This is a genomic window from Lysinibacillus parviboronicapiens (assembly GCF_003049605.2).
Lineage (GTDB): Bacteria > Bacillota > Bacilli > Bacillales_A > Planococcaceae > Lysinibacillus > Lysinibacillus parviboronicapiens.
In genome coordinates, this window is sequence record NZ_CP073713.1 from 3,089,694 (window position 1) to 3,106,652 (window position 16,959).

The 16,959-nt window shown below is 29.4% G+C and carries 15 protein-coding genes and 1 pseudogene; 4 read left to right on the forward strand and 12 right to left on the reverse strand.

Annotated elements, in window-relative coordinates; all coding sequences use genetic code 11:
• Positions 1 to 702 precede the first annotated feature (702 nt).
• The 3 genes from C9J31_RS14885 to C9J31_RS14895 all read right to left on the reverse strand — a co-directional run bounded on the left by C9J31_RS14885 (position 703) and on the right by C9J31_RS14895 (position 2,871).
• Positions 703 to 1,344: a DUF6037 family protein gene (locus tag C9J31_RS14885; RefSeq protein ID WP_202973812.1), complete on the reverse strand. Its 642-nt coding sequence runs from the start codon at positions 1,342 to 1,344 to the stop codon at positions 703 to 705.
• 279 nt (positions 1,345 to 1,623) lie between these two features.
• Positions 1,624 to 2,436 (reverse strand): hypothetical protein, encoded by an 813-nt coding sequence (locus C9J31_RS14890; RefSeq protein WP_107950141.1) that lies wholly within the window; start codon positions 2,434 to 2,436, stop codon positions 1,624 to 1,626.
• Positions 2,437 to 2,871, reverse strand: coding sequence for a hypothetical protein (locus C9J31_RS14895; protein ID WP_107950143.1), 435 nt, complete (start codon positions 2,869 to 2,871; stop codon positions 2,437 to 2,439).
• Between the two features lie 361 nt (positions 2,872 to 3,232).
• Between C9J31_RS14895 and C9J31_RS24325 the strand changes: the two are divergent.
• A pseudogene (locus C9J31_RS24325) lies at positions 3,233 to 3,538 on the forward strand (helix-turn-helix domain-containing protein); the annotation flags it as partial.
• A 54-nt stretch (positions 3,539 to 3,592) separates the two neighbouring features.
• Here the strand turns inward: C9J31_RS24325 and C9J31_RS14905 are convergent.
• The 8 genes from C9J31_RS14905 to C9J31_RS14940 form a co-directional block, all read right to left on the reverse strand.
• On the reverse strand, positions 3,593 to 4,549 hold the full coding sequence (locus tag C9J31_RS14905) for an RNA-binding domain-containing protein (protein WP_107950147.1): 957 nt from the start codon (positions 4,547 to 4,549) through the stop codon (positions 3,593 to 3,595).
• Positions 4,550 to 4,564: 15 nt separating this feature from the next.
• Positions 4,565 to 6,979 carry a sacsin N-terminal ATP-binding-like domain-containing protein gene (locus C9J31_RS14910; protein WP_107950149.1) on the reverse strand — a complete coding sequence of 805 codons (2,415 nt, stop codon included), beginning with the start codon at positions 6,977 to 6,979 and terminating at the stop codon, positions 4,565 to 4,567.
• 24 nt (positions 6,980 to 7,003) lie between these two features.
• Complete coding sequence (locus C9J31_RS14915) at positions 7,004 to 7,186, reverse strand: hypothetical protein (RefSeq protein ID WP_107950151.1); 183 nt, start codon at positions 7,184 to 7,186, stop codon at positions 7,004 to 7,006.
• A gap of 16 nt (positions 7,187 to 7,202) precedes the next feature.
• Positions 7,203 to 7,829 carry a hypothetical protein gene (locus C9J31_RS14920; RefSeq protein ID WP_107950153.1) on the reverse strand — a complete coding sequence of 209 codons (627 nt, stop codon included), beginning with the start codon at positions 7,827 to 7,829 and terminating at the stop codon, positions 7,203 to 7,205.
• The gene (locus tag C9J31_RS14925; protein WP_107950155.1) at positions 7,816 to 9,414 is read right to left on the reverse strand and encodes a site-specific integrase; all 1,599 of its coding nucleotides are present in this window, start codon (positions 9,412 to 9,414) and stop codon (positions 7,816 to 7,818) included. Before C9J31_RS14925 ends, C9J31_RS14920 begins: the two co-directional genes overlap by 14 nt.
• A 12-nt stretch (positions 9,415 to 9,426) precedes the next feature.
• Positions 9,427 to 11,964 carry a hypothetical protein gene (locus tag C9J31_RS14930; RefSeq protein WP_107950157.1) on the reverse strand — a complete coding sequence of 846 codons (2,538 nt, stop codon included), beginning with the start codon at positions 11,962 to 11,964 and terminating at the stop codon, positions 9,427 to 9,429.
• 71 nt (positions 11,965 to 12,035) lie between these two features.
• Complete coding sequence (locus tag C9J31_RS14935) at positions 12,036 to 13,301, reverse strand: site-specific integrase (protein WP_107950159.1); 1,266 nt, start codon at positions 13,299 to 13,301, stop codon at positions 12,036 to 12,038.
• Between the two features lie 44 nt (positions 13,302 to 13,345).
• Positions 13,346 to 14,029, reverse strand: coding sequence for an ATPase, T2SS/T4P/T4SS family (locus tag C9J31_RS14940; protein WP_107950161.1), 684 nt, complete (start codon positions 14,027 to 14,029; stop codon positions 13,346 to 13,348).
• A 323-nt stretch (positions 14,030 to 14,352) separates the two neighbouring features.
• Here C9J31_RS14940 and C9J31_RS14945 point away from each other — a divergent pair, with 323 nt between their 5' ends.
• Positions 14,353 to 15,063: a helix-turn-helix transcriptional regulator gene (locus C9J31_RS14945; RefSeq protein WP_107950163.1), complete on the forward strand. Its 711-nt coding sequence runs from the start codon at positions 14,353 to 14,355 to the stop codon at positions 15,061 to 15,063.
• 117 nt (positions 15,064 to 15,180) lie between these two features.
• A complete protein-coding gene (locus C9J31_RS14950) occupies positions 15,181 to 15,423 on the forward strand; it encodes a DUF2626 family protein (protein ID WP_010859821.1) in 243 nt (80 codons plus the stop codon).
• 513 nt (positions 15,424 to 15,936) lie between these two features.
• Here C9J31_RS14950 and C9J31_RS14955 read toward each other — a convergent pair.
• On the reverse strand, positions 15,937 to 16,581 hold the full coding sequence (locus C9J31_RS14955) for an MBL fold metallo-hydrolase (protein ID WP_107950165.1): 645 nt from the start codon (positions 16,579 to 16,581) through the stop codon (positions 15,937 to 15,939).
• A 167-nt stretch (positions 16,582 to 16,748) separates the two neighbouring features.
• Between C9J31_RS14955 and C9J31_RS14960 the strand changes: the two genes are divergently transcribed.
• Positions 16,749 to 16,928, forward strand: a complete 180-nt coding sequence (locus C9J31_RS14960) for a DUF2759 domain-containing protein (RefSeq protein ID WP_010859823.1) — start codon at positions 16,749 to 16,751, stop codon at positions 16,926 to 16,928.
• Positions 16,929 to 16,959 lie beyond the last annotated feature (31 nt).

Sequence of the window (16,959 nt, forward strand, 5' to 3'; positions counted from 1 at the left end):
TATTTAATTCTCGTTTTAGGATATATACTTTAACTGTTATTACTTTTCCCTTTAATAAAGAATCCAATTAGTGTCAAGATAAAACCAAAAGCTAATATAAATATCTCGTTACCATAAAATCTAATTCCTTCTTCATTTTGAATAAATAATGAGATTATCATTATTGAGATACCAAATAACATTAATTTCGTAGAACGCATTATCTTACTCCTTCTTATGTAGGTATTAATTGGTTGAACACAATGACCCCTATTTTAACATAATTCCCTCAAATTATTTAAATTCGTTATTCCACAATCTGGCCCGTTTGTTGACTAAACAACTTTATTATTTTTTTAAAAGGCTTTATTGTAATTTAAACAACTTTATTGTTACTTAACATAAGTTTAGTAAGTTGAAATCTTTGAATTATAAAAACTATACACTTTAGTTATTTGAGGTAATTTATTCATGCTATTCTTACAATTTTATGTGCAATCTCTATTTAGATTGGATGGGGCTCTCCCCTTGAGCTCACGCTTATCTTTCTTATTGTAATCACAATCCGTATGTCTGCCATTCGCTACAATTGGAGACTTCCCCTGCCCTGTCATTATGATGAGAATAGTAAAATTTATATACGAATCTGAACTATCTTCTTAGTTGGATGTATACTACCCTCTACTTTTCCCACAATGATAATAATCGTTTACAGTAAAAGGTTTATCGACTTGCAATTGCTTTCCTTAATTCATCATCACTTTTTCCCAGTTCTTTTTTATCTGAAAAGTAAAAGCTCAAATTCTTCTCCCTAAAAAATTGTTCATATAGTTCAGGAAGTAGTGATTGTGCTTTATTACTATTTTCAATGCTACGTTCGTTGGGTGATCCATCAGTTTTCCTACCGTTTCGACGTATATCATAACAGTATACTGCATTAGGGTTATTTCCCTCTGCACGACTACCAATTAACTTTCTTTCTGTATCACTTTTCGAAATTATTTTTTCTTTAGGAATAAAATCAGAAAAAACTTGAGAAAAATCTTTGAATAAATCTCTCATTGCATTTCCACTTTCAACACCAAAAAAATCACAAAAATCTTTTACATTATTAAAACGTACTTCATAGAAATCAATATATCCTTTAATGGAATGATTCGTATTGTTATTTTTTACAAATTCAACTTTAGCTTTTGCATACTTACCTGGTTTTCGCTCCTTATCACCATAAAGAGTTAATATAACAATATATTGTTCTTTTTTGTATTTAAAGAGAAATGAATCAATAATCCATTCCTTTTTCTCCATATCGTTTAATAAAAATGGCAAATTTTTAAAACGAATTTCGATTTTCTCTTTCTTCAAAGTCATCATACTCCCATTCCTTCGATTTTCAGCCATAATGAATTCCGAGAATTCTTATTCTATCAATTCTTGACAGTCTAGTCCCAATTTTACGGCAAGTTTTGTTACAAATGTATCTACATAATATACGGAAACCTATTAAATCAACATTTCTATGGTTTTAAATTTCTTATTTTATCGCAACTTTTTTATAAACGGTGTAACTATTATTTCAACGCTACACATAAAATAGAACCCGAGTTAATCTACAAACTACATAGAATCAACTCGGGCAAATGTTTAACCTATTATACCTTGGAATGCTTGGAGTACTTGACCGCCAAAAGTAACCACTGCACTACCAGTAGCAGCAATTTCATTAATATTTCTTATTTTCTCCATTGCCATTTTCACGATTGCTTTTTTAGGTTTTTCGGACTCTAGTTCTTGAACCGCAGCCTCCAGTAACTCTACCGCATCTTCTTTATCTGAATCAGGAATAGATGCATCTGCAAACAAAGCTTGAGCATACTCTTGTGCAATGTCCTTTACTGCCTGAACATCAGCTTCATTGTAAACTTGATTAGCAGTAATTGACGCTTGTCCTTCAGCATGGTTAATCTGTCCTTTAAACCCTGTTATATTGAATTGAGTGCCTGATTTTTGATCTAATCCCATATCTATCGCCATCTCCCCTAAATAAGTTACAATGTGGTCAACAAGTGGTTTCACAACTTGATTATGGAAATTATCGCATGCTTCTTGAAACTTCCTACCGTAACCCATGAACACTCCACGATAACTTATATTATTTTGTGATATATAATTAAGTAATTGATAAATGAAAGCAATTTCTTCTGATGCACGTATAGGTAACTTTATAGTTTCATTAAATTCTTTCTTCTCAAAAAAATCATTGAAATCATATTCAGAAACGTTATTCTCTTCAATGAAAATTTTGATTGTTGGACAATCTTCAATAAAAATCAAAAACCTATCCAAATTATCTCTTGCATCCTCAAAGTCAGAATTCAAAAACCTACTTGCAATTTTTCTAAATTTTACTGATAACTTTTTATACTCATTTTCTGAAAGTAAAACTTCTTGACTCATTTAATTCACCCCACAAAACGGACAATAAACATTTGATACTTTATGGTTAAGGTTGACCTTAATTGTTTTGTCACAACAAAATAAGTCAATTATCTCTAAATCTTCATCTTCCGTTAATAATTTTGGTGCTTCTTCTTTTGGTTTCTTAGTTTTAATAGTTACTCCAGACCCTTTTACTTTTCTACTCGTCTGTTTAAAAGATTTAAAAATTTCTTGTTGCATAAAATTTAATACAAGTGCCTCAGCGTGTTCAATAACATCTTTCGGGAAAAAGCTTGAACTATTACCCACTAATCCACAAGAAGGACAAAATAACTCCAATATATCTTCAGCATCAATATCTCCTGCCAAAGCTTTAAATCGCTCCTTACAATGCGGACATTCAAGAGAATAATAACCCTCGCTATCAGTAGGTATATTAATTTTCATTTGCATTCTAATCCTCCTAGTACACTATTCTTACATTATACCATTTAATTGTAAGTATTTGGGGTTGGGATGAACATTAACCATGTCACTTATTAAATTATTCTTGTCCCTTCGATTGATATGTAATGAACTCTAGTTCTTTCAAAGTTGTATCTTCAGGTTGTTTTTTATCAAACTTTATTATAAATCATCGAACTTTGTTTCAAATTATCAACCTTTATTAAAAGACGACAGTTGTTCTATCATTTCAGCTTTGGTTATCAATCCGATTACCTTCCAAAGTAAGTATGTGTTATCCTTTACTCATTTTACTGTCCTTTATTACAATAGCAACAATCTTTGAGAAAACAGCCAAAAATTAAGACTATTAAAAGGCTTATCTAGAGATGATTTAGCTGAAAGATGCGAAATACATATTACCTACTTAGCTGGAGTCGAACGCGGAGAGAGAAATATTACCATTGAGTCATTAGAAAAAATTTCAATCGGGTTGGAAGCAAGCCTACAAGAGATTGTATCTTTCCACACCTTAACTGTTGATAATACAGAGTATTACAATAAAAAAGAAGCATTGATAATTTTAATGGACAAAGTAGCTACTCTAAATATTATTGAATTAGATTCTTTATCAAAAATAATTGACGGTATTCTAGAATTCAAAAAAACAAAATAAAAGGCTGTGGATCTTTATTAAAAATGGTCCGCAGCCTCTTATTAATTTAAATAATTATTGCATAATTATTTCGTAGAATTGATCAAAGTCCTTTTGTACGAGTTCCGATATACTAACTCCTATACCATCTTTAAGTTTCTCTATAAAATCTCCGATATTTATAGTAATTAATTCAACTTCTTTTATTTCGCTTACTAACTCAGATTTATGAGCAGGATTGGTAATTTTCTTTTCTGTTGTTTTAAGTTGTTCTAACTTTTCTTGCCAATAAGTAATGTAATTAAATCTTTCGGCACTATAAAGTGTAGGTTTAACTTGTTCTTCACTTTCCCCAAAGTATGTATCAACGTCAGATTCCGAAATAACTGTAAATAACAGTTTTTTATAATAATCTCTATCCCTCATTAATTCTAAAATTTCATACATACAGGCTTGTGACTTTAAATATTTGTCACTAATAATTGAAATTACAAAATCATGTTTTTTAATTGTTTCCATATATTCTTTAATACTATCTTTATATTTCAATCTATTTATATCTCTAGAAATTTTGATTCTTTCACCACATCTATCTCCTAATTTTTGCTCTATTAATGATGCTATATTGGTCTCATTATGCGTATAAGACATAAAAATTGTTTTTTCTGTAATCTCCTCAAAATTCCCATTATCACTATACATATATGCTACTCCCTCAACTTTAATCAAATTTTCAGCTTTATCAACAATGAGTACTCTTAATTTTCCATTCTCTATAAGATAATCTTCAACTTTAAATTCTAATGGATGACTTAGTAATTGCCTTATTAGTATTTCATTTACACTAAATGGATAATTTTTTATATGAAGGTTTATCCCATCATCATAAACGCCTAATATTATCATTCCGCCTTCTTTATTCGCTAATCCGCAAATATATTTGGCAAACTTAATATTAGTAAGAGGATAGTCTATATATAATATATTGCTTCTAATTTTATCTTTAATTACTTGTTCTATTCTAGACTTCATAATGCACCTTCTATTCTAGTATATCTTGCGTAAAGGTATTACATTTATACCTGTGGTTTTCAAAATATCACCTAGAGTAATATCCTTTGGTTGATCTATACCATTATCAGTCCATAACTCATATAATCTGCTATCCAAAACTGCAAGTTCAGCATCTTCATGTATAATTATTTTGTCTCCATCACTAGGTCGTATAATAATATTTATATAAACATTATCTTTTTTTGCAGGAAATACCGTTCTAGAGTGTCTACTTTTTTTCCATTCTTCTAAATTTTCCGGGACCTCATATTTACGATTCGATTTCAAATACTCATAAACTCTTTCAGTAGATCTATCATACTTTTCTTTAAAATATAAATAGTAATCTATATTATGAATTGAACGATGTTTAAACTCTGTTAAAATATTTGTATTTTGTTCATTGCCTAATGCAATTAGTATTTCTTCAATTTTTTTATGATTACTGAATATAGTGTCTAAATCATCAATATCAATCTTATTTGATTCTACTTTCTCCGCAATCTTAAACCTAGTTATTGTTTGTTCTAGAGAAGATAAAAGGGGTCTATTTTTAAATAACTTTTCAGATAGTTCTTTTCCTCTATCTGGATTCTGTAAGAACCAATCAGCTAATGTATTAAATGCTCTTTGAATATTTCCATCTCTATTTTTAGTATTATTTAATCCAGCTTCATCACTTAATATAAGATCTACTTTTCGTTCAATTTTCTTAATAATATCTTTATCTTCTAAATATTCATCAATAATTTCATCTGCTATTATTAAATTAGTATTTACTAGTTCATTCCTGATATCTTTCCCTAATTCTGTAAGAACTTGTTTAAATTCTTCGATAATCCCTCTATCTTTATTCAGTTCTTTTGCCGGTTTAAATTTTAAATTTTGATTTAAAATATATACCTCATTAATAGATTCTTTACCTAAAAAGGTTTTTTTCCATAACTCATAAAATAGATTTAACCAATCTATAATTTCTTGTTCGTCTTTTTGATAAATTTCTATAAGTTTATCTAGACTTTCATTTATCTTTAAAATGTGATAATTTATATCGGTAATATCACGATTAATAGGAATAATATTTATCCAATTCTTATATGTTTCTAAAGTTGGGATAGGCATTTTCAACATTGAATTAACAATATGCCACATCTCGTCTCTTAAATCTTCAGAGCTATGAAACGGTATAGATATATAATTATCCTTTTCTTCTCCTGTAATTGGCCTTAGTCCTATATAAACACCATTTATATTAGTTTCAACAAGTGGGATTTTTGAATAGATACTAGTTACCTGCTCTAGTAGTTTTACATTTAATTCAGTTTTATTAAACGCTGGGACAATGCATAAATTATGCAATCTTTTGAAATGATTACCGCTTACGTAATTTAAGATATTTTCATATAACGATTTAGCTTCTTCTAATATTTGTATATTATTGATAGCACCTTCATGAATACCATCTCTGTCTTTTAATACATCCAATGTTGGATTATTTATTATTAATGGAAAACTAAATTTTTCTGTTCCCACTAACGGAAAATCACAAAATATTTTTGCTATTCTAGGATTCAATTCTATGATTTCATTTGAATTTTCTAACGATATATTAAATGCTACTTCAGTATTATTTGTTTTAAAGACCATCACTACTGTCTTTTCTTCATTAAGATTTGAGACCGTAACTTTTCTAGTATTTTCATTTACCAGTTCTTCTTCAATCCAATACTTCAAACCGTTAATTGAAATGGAGTTTATCTTTTTATTAAATGTCAGTAGATACGGAAGAGTTAACAATAGATTGTGTATACCCTTTTCAACTGCTTCTTTTGAGCCTATTGAATGAGAAACATTATATTCAAAACAGGTCTCAAAATTCCCTTCTGCTTCTGAGTAGCGTATTTCGTTACTCTTTTCCTTGATTTGTTCTACATACTCTAATTCTTTTTGTATATTTCTTTTAATTTCATCATATGTTTCACCACTTCTATCAAGTAACATTTCAAATGGCATATAGTTGTTATTATTATTTCTAAAATAACTTTTTAAATTTATAGTAGGAGATAATAAATGTGTTGAAATAAAACCAGTGCCAAATTTCCCTGTTTTTTCTTCATCTGAACTTTGTTTTGAAGATATTTGAGTTATCAAATCAAGTAAGTTTTTATATATAAAAACTTCACCATCATGTGAGAACTTTAAAATTTCACCATCGAAATCAAAATTAATGTTTACTCCTAATTCTTTATTAGCACAATCCGAAGCATTTTGAACCAGCTCCCACACCCATCTTCTACTAGCAACTTCAATTTCTTCAGACGATGCCCCTTTTATATTTCTTAACTCACTCCATATATTATTAGCACCAGCATCTAAAACTTTTTCAAGTAAATCCGTCACATCTGTCATGACTGCCTTACCTCCTTGTATACTTTATTTATTCAAATAGAAAACTGCCCACTCTTCAGTAATAAATTCAATTTCTTCTGGAGATACAATTCTCAACCTTTCAATTGGAGGAATAGCACTACCTACTAACAAATCTGCATTGGTCAATTTAATATTTCTAGCTTTAACTCCAATTTTAATCATACTAAGTTCACTTTTTTCTTGCAAAATAATTTCCCTCCCTCTAATCTTTCAGATTATCAAAAATTTGTTCAAAATCTTTATTTACAGACATTGAATCTTGAATATTATAATTAAAATCATCAGTTATAGAACGCTCTAAATTTTCCAAAAACTCAATTTGCATTTTAAGTATCTGTTTCCTTTTATCTTTATTAGAGGATTGAGATAACGAAAACAAGATAGATTCCATATAGAACACTTTTTGATTTAGTTTTTTAATCTTTTCCTCAAAAATAATATTTTGCTCCTCTAGCTTGTTTACTTTGTTCATTTCAGCTAAATAACTTTTCTCTATAATTTTTAGCGTTCTTTGTAACTTTTCAGGCTCAGTACATATCTCAGGTATATAATGTAAATAGTTAACGAAATCTATATCTAAAAAATGATCTGCAAAATTTTTCTCATTATATTCATCAATTAACCTTCTACCTTGTCTCCCGGGAATCCTCCAATATGAACTCTTTAGCTCATTTTTATCATGAATAAATTCTCCTGTTTCGATTAGATGATTAAAATATTCGTGGACTTCCCTATATGTCAGCTTAGTCGTTATACCATAATCTTCAACATATTTATCTAAAATTGCTTCTACTACGTTTTCATCGAGTTCAATCTTATGTCTGCCCATCACTAATCACCTCCCTAAAGAAAACTTGCTCAAAATCTTTAAATTGGCTCATTAAGCCTTCTAACTTCTTGGCATTTTCTTTCAATTCAATATCCAAATCCTTATCTATCTTCCTTTTCTTTTTATATTTTTGAATATTTTGATATAACTCTACCATTTTAATTAAAACATCTTTTATTTGATTTTGTTTTGCTTTCTTATGTTCAGCTAAGTCTCTATAATATATAGTCAATTGGTCTTTAGTAATTCTCCAAAAATGACAATCAAAGCAACTACCATCGACTGGACATCTAATATTTTCCTCAATACAAAACCCTATAGGTAACTCATGCCTAATTTTAGGTAGTTCATCAATGCTTTTTACAACCTTTTTAAATTGTCTATATACAGTATAAACACTCGCTTCTTTATCATAGTTAAAGGAATTAAATATATTTAACAAATCTACATCAATTAAATTTTCTAAATGTCTTGAATAATGGTATTGAGTGATTGTTGATCTATGGCCAGCTAACTCTGCTATTTCATATGGATTATACCCTTGCCGTATTAAATTTATAATTGATATATGTCTTGTAACTATAGGTGTAAATAAATTCAAATCATTTTGATATAATTCTTTTTCAGCATCGTTAAAGACCATAGATAAATATTTATTAATTGCAAAATCTAAACTAACGCGATTAAAATACTCTAATAATCGTTGATCACGGCTCTTTCTTTGTGGTAGCGCCTTTTTACTAAACAAAGTAACACTTTTTCCATATTCTCTGGATTCCTTATAATATTTCTGAATTAATTGGTATGTGGACTCAGATAGCAACACTGTAGTTTTTAGATTACCATTTCCTTTATTTCTATCAAATGTAAGGTGAATTTTATTATCTACTTTTTTTATATTTTTATATTTAATTCTTGCTACCTCTATCGGTCTCATTGGGACAAACATCGAAATTTCCCACCAAATTCTAATTAAATAATGTAATAATTGAACTTTATGAGGCTTTTTACTAAGTTCCATCTCAAAAGACCTAATTTTCTCATGGAATATTAGTAAAAAAATCACACGTGTTTTATTTGAATGTTCAAACTTTAAATTAGATATATAAGTTACTAAAGATTCACTTAATAAATCTTCATCATAAAAATTCAAATTAAGTAACCCATTAACTAAAGCCTCTTGTTTATACGCTGCTACTCGATTTAATACTTCTTTAATTTCTCCAACTTTTGATGATTCCATTTCCATGCTTATATTAAAAAAATCTATTATTACTTTTAATGCAAGCTCCATAGTACTAAGACTATAGGTTCCAATATTATTTGCAACCCAACACTTCAATAAAACTTTTAAATCCGCATTATACTTCAAAATCTTAGTTTTTTTATAATAAGTATTTAACTTAGTAAAATCAAATTTATTAAAAACATGATTTGCTTCACAAAAGAACTCCCAAAAATCTTCTTCAAATTCTCTTTGATTAAGTTTCGAATTTAACTTTAAATCTTTAAGTATTTTTTTAGAATCCTCTACTGAGTCTTCATCGTATTCATTTAAAGTAAAGATGTTCAAATTTTCTTCCATGAAACTCCTCCCCTATAGTCCAGTCGGTTTATTAAGTTTTAAAAGTCTGCTTTTTAATACCTCGAATTGTTCCCCCATAATATATTCAATAACTGGTTTCCCAAATTTCTTAACAAACATCATAACTTCTTTCAAATCTCTAATAATACTATTATATATTTTAATTTTATAAGCTGGTAATCCTTCTTCATACTCTATCGAAATATAAACATCAATGTTTTCATATAGTCTTTTAATTAACTGGTTCACTGAATAAAAATGTGGAATATGAAAAATACAATTTTCACAATCTCTTTGTTTATCTACACAATCTTTAAATAGACAGCTAATATTTTTAGCTTTACTAGGATTTGCTCTTGTGACTACATTATGAAAGTCATTTTTAGTCAGCACTAGTTGTTTTTTCTTCATGAGATCAACAAACTCAGATACTTCTATTTCTACTAACTTTTGAATATCTTGTATTATATTCTCTAAAGCTAAGGTATCACCAAAAACACTTTTTATCTCATTAATAATTACTGATTTACTTTTAAATTCTAAATCATTTGATTCAGCTTTTATAAATTCAACTAGATTTTCATAAAGATAACCAAAAAATCCAGTATCATAATTTTCTAAGATGATTTCATCTAATCTATCTTGTGTAATAACTAGATAGCTCATAGTACTTCTATTGCTCTTATCCTTATGCCCTCTTAAAAACTTTGATGTGTTATCATACGTCCCTTCAGATACTCTCACTTCTATCTCATTTACTACTGTCATTAGGGTCTTAGTCATTTTCTTTGAATGAAATTCTTCTAACTCTCCAAAAAAATCCTTAATTATATTTTTAGAGAAATAATTCTTTTCTAAAACTATCGTATCCTCAACAACAGTTGAAACTGTAGATTTTTTTAATTGATACAATATTACCGAATACGCAAAGGACCTCTTTAGCAAATCAGGGCAATATATCAAAGCTTTACTACCATTCTTAGTATGAATGTAAGTTGCACTGCATATATAACTTATAATTGAATTCAATAAATCCTCTGTTATATATTTCTCATTTATTTGCTCTATACTATCTATCGAATATTTCGCCAACAAATCTTCAACTCGTAATTTATAATCAAGCGCATTTTGGCTACGCAGCCCCGTAAATATATGCAACAAACTGTATATCCAAAATTCTATATATAATGACTCTTTATTCATAATGATATTATTTTTCACTATAAAATCTAGATGACGATTATAATCAGAAATCACATTATAAATTGCCTTGTATTCTTCATAACCAAATATTTCTTTTCTTTTAAAACTCTCATCTGAAACCTCAATTAATTTGGTAGTGTTAATAGGTTTGATCTTTGCATCAATCAACATTTTATTTAACCTATTCAAGAAAGTTCTTAAAGTCATTCTATAAACAATTGGAACAGTATCACTAAACAAAGCTAATTTAATTTCATTATACTTAAACTCAAATACTTCCTTTTCCCCAATGAATTGATATAAAGTTATAAACACGTTTTTTAATTGTATTATTTTATTTTTAGTTTTTGAAATATTTTTTTTCAAATATTTCAATTCACCTTTTATATAATTGAACCACTCATTCCAAGTCAAATTGTTCAATGATTCAATATTAATCCCATTAAATTCGATTAGAGATATATACTTCTCATAATTATCAAGGCTAGCGTCTAGCAGAATCTTTTTTGAATTATTGTTAAATCTAAGTTCCTCTAAATAATTATCAACTTCTTTTTTACTATAAAGAATGGATTTATTTTTATATTTTGGGATTCTTAAAATTTCAGGTATTTCTTTTTTAGTAAAACTTGACAACAATTCACCTTTTTCTTTTGCTAAACCTTCCTTTCTTACCAAACCTATTATCTTATGCAAATCATAATATTCATTTTCAAACTGTTCAATCAGCTCTGATTGATATTTTACGAGCTTTTCTGCATCCTCCTTTTTTAAAAACACTTTCTTTTTGAAACCTCTGATAGTTTGAATATTATGCTGCTTAATTACAATATACAATGTTGAACGAGGTAAATTCATTTCCTTTAATACTTGAACTATTTCAATAACATCATCAATACTAATTAGTTTATCTAAATCACTTTTCTTAATAAAAATTGCTTTATTAAATTTCAACATTTCAAAAGATACTATGTTTTCTCTTTTGAGGTATTTGTTAAAAGCAGCGTACTCAGAATACATACCATTTATCAGATATGCATCCCCTAAAGAAATATATTCATTTTCAAACTTTTCAATGGAATCTTTTGTAATGCGAATAGCACTTTTATTTTGTATTTGCAAAGGTAAAGAAATCTCTTCTAATCCCACCGTTTTGATAAATTTGTAAATTTTATTATAGAGATTCCTATTGAATTTAATTCCACTTAAAATAAAACTAATTTCTTTAATCTGTACAGACTTTTCAAGAATCTCATCAACTTTTTCAACATATAATTCTAAATCTCTTTTACAATAAGTAACTTTATCTTTTTCTGTTTTTCTTTTAACAATGTTTAAGGCAACCAAAGAATCTACGAATTTTTTACTAGAACAGCCATGTCCAAAAAGTTGTTTTACTTTCCTCTTGCATAGAACACCTACTTTTTCAACAAATTTGCAACGTCTTTTATTTTAGATATTTCACTACTTTTCATTAATTGAGGCACAATATCTAAAACTTTCTTCGCTTTTCTTAGCAACGTTATTCTATCTACATATAATTGCGTAATTCCTATATTTTTGTCGTACCTCATAAGCATTACATCATGGGGAGTCCATTTTAGATCATCAATTAAAAAATTAGTAAATACACCTCTCCCAAAATGTGACCCCCATTCATGCTTTGATAAATATTCATAAGCATTTCTATCTTTAATAAAGATATAGTCTAAAAAAATTTCTTTAATATAATTAAATTTTCTGGCGTAACTTTGGCCACATATGGCTTTACCATTCTTTGAGATAAACATAGCTTTACTTTTAGGATTAATAGTGTCTATTCTTGTCTTATGAATTTTATATACTTCATTTACAATACCTAAATTTAAAACTAATTGTTTCCTTACAACTTTTACTTCTTCATTTACTGAATTAATTTTATCTGGGAATATTTCTTCAAATCTATCAGCTACATTCACAAAAAAATATGGACTTTCAGAATCTATTTCACTTGAAAAAGCATCACGACTTAGATTTACAACTTCTCCTCTTCTTAAACCGCCAAAAAATTGTAGTGCTATCCCAAAAGCTATTTCTGGAACAGTTGACAATGCAATCTCTAAAAATGTCTTCATATATTCAACTCTATTATCCGGGAAATCATGTATAACCTCACTCCCAAACAAAGTGTCTGTATCATTCTCTTTAGCTAAAATAACGTTATAGTCTGGATGTTCAAATACGTTTTTCTTCACGTATAAACAATAATTATTTATATATACTTTAATAAAATCATTATCATGAATTATTCCCTCAAATTCACCTTCATCTTTTAACCATCTAATAAATCTTTCAAGAATCATTGCCTTTCTCTTAAATGTAGACTCCCTCAAATCTCCTTCAGATATTTTTTCGTTCAGAAAATTCAAATAATCTGTAACATACTCCAACTTAATGTTTTTTATTCCAACTTGCTCATAGCTGTTAATCAAATAGTTTAGAAATCCTTTTAGATCTTCTGCATAAGCTCTAATAGTATTATTAGCTAGGTTCTTAGCAAAGTATTTTGATTTAAAAAAACTATTTACTGGGTGAGGGTAACATATATCAATATGTTTAAAATTTAAGCATAGAATAATTTTTCTCTCTTTTAATCCTATATCTTTCATAACCTCTCTTTGTACAACTATAAATTCATTTTTCAAACAAAATTCCTCCTTTGTTTAAAAAAACCCTATTAAATTAATATTTAGATTATTTTAATACTTTTGAACACATATGTATAGATAACATCTGGTGAATGACGTAATATGGCCTTTAAACCCGAAGCATACGTGATGCCTGCTCGTTCATTTACTTGAATTTGGAGAAGATGTGCCTGATTGTTTTCTACAGGGTCCTCTAATGAAATCACATGTTTTTGGAGATGAATGGCACAATGATGAACGAGGGAATATAAGGATGTCGTTTTACCGGAGCCCGTTGCGCCACTAAAAAGCAAGATGCCTTGCCTGCTATCAACTAGCTCTAATAGCTTATTTGCTGCACCTTTGGAATAACTTAAGGAAGTAAGAGGGAATGATTGATTTTGAAGAAGAAGCCGAATAATTAGACTCTCTTTTAAATAGGCAGAAGGAAGTGTAGAAACGCGGAAAGCAAAACGGCTTTGTTCGACTGTTTTTTGAAAGGAGCCACTTTGGGGTTTTCGTCGTTCACTAATATCTAAAGCCGCTAGAAATTTATAATAGGATACAATTCGCTCCGCTAACTCATTTGGTAGTTCACCTGCGGAAAGCAATTTATCATATTTGCGAAAGTTAATACGATAACGACCCTCATCCGGTATTAATAATAAATCCGAAGCACCAAAATGATAGGCCTTTAACAATAGTTGCTCACATTTTTGTTCGACTACCGACTCAAAGTTTTGCATAGATGCACCTCTTTTCTGGTTCGTTCGAATATGACCGCTCTATTCGTTATTTCCTAGTATAAATAGGAAAGTGATACGAGGAAAGCCCTTTACTTAAAATAAATTTTTGCTATAAATTTTCCTATCAAATGTGATTTTTGCTAAAAAATTGTGGATAACTTGCAAATTTTCACTAAAAATGAACATTACTATATGTAAAAGTTAATATTTATGTTGAAAGGAACTGTAACTTTTTCAATAATACAATATAATAGAATCAACATGATTTTTTTCCTAGCTATATTTTAACAACATATTCAAAAAACCATATTGAGGTGAAGCAAATGATCCATCCATTAAAAATTACTAGTACATTAGCTGATGAAACTAGATACTCTATCTATGAGTACATCCTAAAAGAGAAAAAAACAGTAACCGTACAAAATATCGCTGATAAATTTGGTATACACCCAAATGTTGCACGACTTCATTTAACGAAGCTATCTGAAATCAATATTATTTCAGCTGATTTTGCCAAAACCGGTAAAGGTGGTCGCCCTGGCCGTGTTTATAAAGCATCTGAAAAAGGTGTATCGCTGACATTTCCCCGCCGTGATGAAGATCGTCTGTTAAAATGGTGCATTCAACTGATTCAAGAATTAGGTGAAATTGCATTGGCAAAATGCCAAGACATCAGTTATCAAGATGGCTTCCAGCAAATGAAAAATTATCTAACTGCTGAATTAAAATTGAATACTACATTTTCCTTTGAACAAAAACTTCAATTGTTAACAGATAACGCTGCATTAATCGGCTATGTTCCACAAATCCAGCAAACAGAACATGGAAAAAAAGTGATCTTCTCCATTTTTAATTGTCCATTTCAAGAGCAGCTAAATAAGCATTCAGAAATTGTTTGTACTTTACACGAATCTTATTTAAAAGGACAGTTAGATGCCCTATTTACAAGTAATGAATTTGTTCAAATTGAAAGCATGGTACATAACTGCGATTTATGTAAATATGAAATAAACGTGACAGAAATCGAAAGCTAAAACAAAAATCCAATTGTTTGTCACAAAGAAGAAGAAGTTCCAGTTTACAGACACCTTTCATATCATTTATAATGAATAAGAGATTATTGTGTCGTGGGCAAAAGGAGGGGAAATTTCATGGATAATATGTATAAAGTTATGGCATTCTGGACAGGTATTTTTGCAGTTATGTTCTACCTTGGTGGTATGAACGAAGTATCGCTATTATTCGTAGGTAATACAGGTTTATTCTTATTATTAGGCTTCTTAAACCTTTCAGAACGTATGTACATGTACATTTTCGGAGCATATTTAACTGTATTCTTCGCTGGCTTCACGTACTATACAACATTCATTCACGTACCTGGTGCGGGTCATTAATACAGAGAAAATAGTGTGTCTCATAAATATGTGAGACACGCTTTTTTTATGTTCATTTATGCAATCATTTCGATAAGAGCAGAAATTGATACATAAATATGTAATAAAATCTCCATTTGTTTAGCAGTTGGTCATATAAAAACATAGAAAAATCCCCTTCACTATCAATTAGGTTAAAATTCGTCTGCTATCAAACCTATATGAAACGTTTGGGGGATTTTTGCATTAAATTTATGAAATACAAAGGTCTGTAAAATCATTCAAGATGACACGGTCTAATCGAATAGTATGGCAGAGGGCATGAAAATTGAAAATATGGCTATCATAATAGGGATCACAAACATCAACATTTTCATTAGTGGCTTACTATTGTGTGATTGCTTTAATGACATATAAATTGAATCATTATCGCTAATCCGCCATAAAACTATCCGCAGAACCTATTACCTAGTTCCATTTCATCCTAAATGCAAGAAAGTGTATAATTTTACCGTTTATACAGATTTATAATTTTTAAAAACCATTTAAAAAAGGATTTGTTTCCATTTCAGCTCCAACTGTCGTGTAATGACCATGACCAGGATAAATAATCATATCCTCCGGCAGTGTTAATAGCTTGTTATGAATTGATGCCAGTAGTATCTTTGTCGAACCACCCAGTAAATCAGTTCTTCCAACGCCTTGCTCAAATAATGTGTCTCCAACAATTGCAAAACCATCATTTTCAAAAATATATGAGATACTACCTGGTGAGTGACCAGGTGTAAAAACAGCTTTAAAAACAAAATTGCTTATGTCAAATTGTTGCTCTTGCTTAATAATATTTTCCGCTGCAGGTGCTGCTACAGTATAATTCGGCAACGCTGCGTACTTACTAGAACCATTTTTACTTGGATCACCTAACCAGCTTACTTCTTTTTCATGTATCCATACAGGAAGATCAAAAGCCTCTCGCACTGCATCTACTGCACCAATATGATCAAAATGTGCATGTGTTAAAAAAATAGCTAGTGGTTTAAGTCCGTTACTACGTATCACTTTTATAATACGCCCTGCTTCCTCACCTGGATCAAAAATTATACATTCTTTGTCTTTATTCGATACGATATAACAATTCGTTTGTACTGGACCAAGCGAATAACTTCGTACGTTCATCATCATCATCACCTCAACTTCATATTATACATTCATTGCCACAATTTGACGATAAAAGTTCATAGTTTCCACTATATTAGTTCTCGACAAACAAAGGTAGAACGTTTACAATTAAGGAGGAATATTGTTTACGACATTCATTTTCTGATGTCGAAAGGAGTGTCTTTTTAATGAACTTATTAATGGTTATTTTTGGTCTAGTAGCGATCTTAGCAGTCGTTGGTACATTCCAAGCAATTAAAGAAAAGAACCTATTAAGCGTTGTTTTCAACTTATTAAGTGCAGCTGTATTTGGTTGGTTCACAATCATGACAGTTATCCATAGCGGATACCCACCAACATTACACTAAGATTTAGACAGAGTAAAGAGCAGTCTCATGA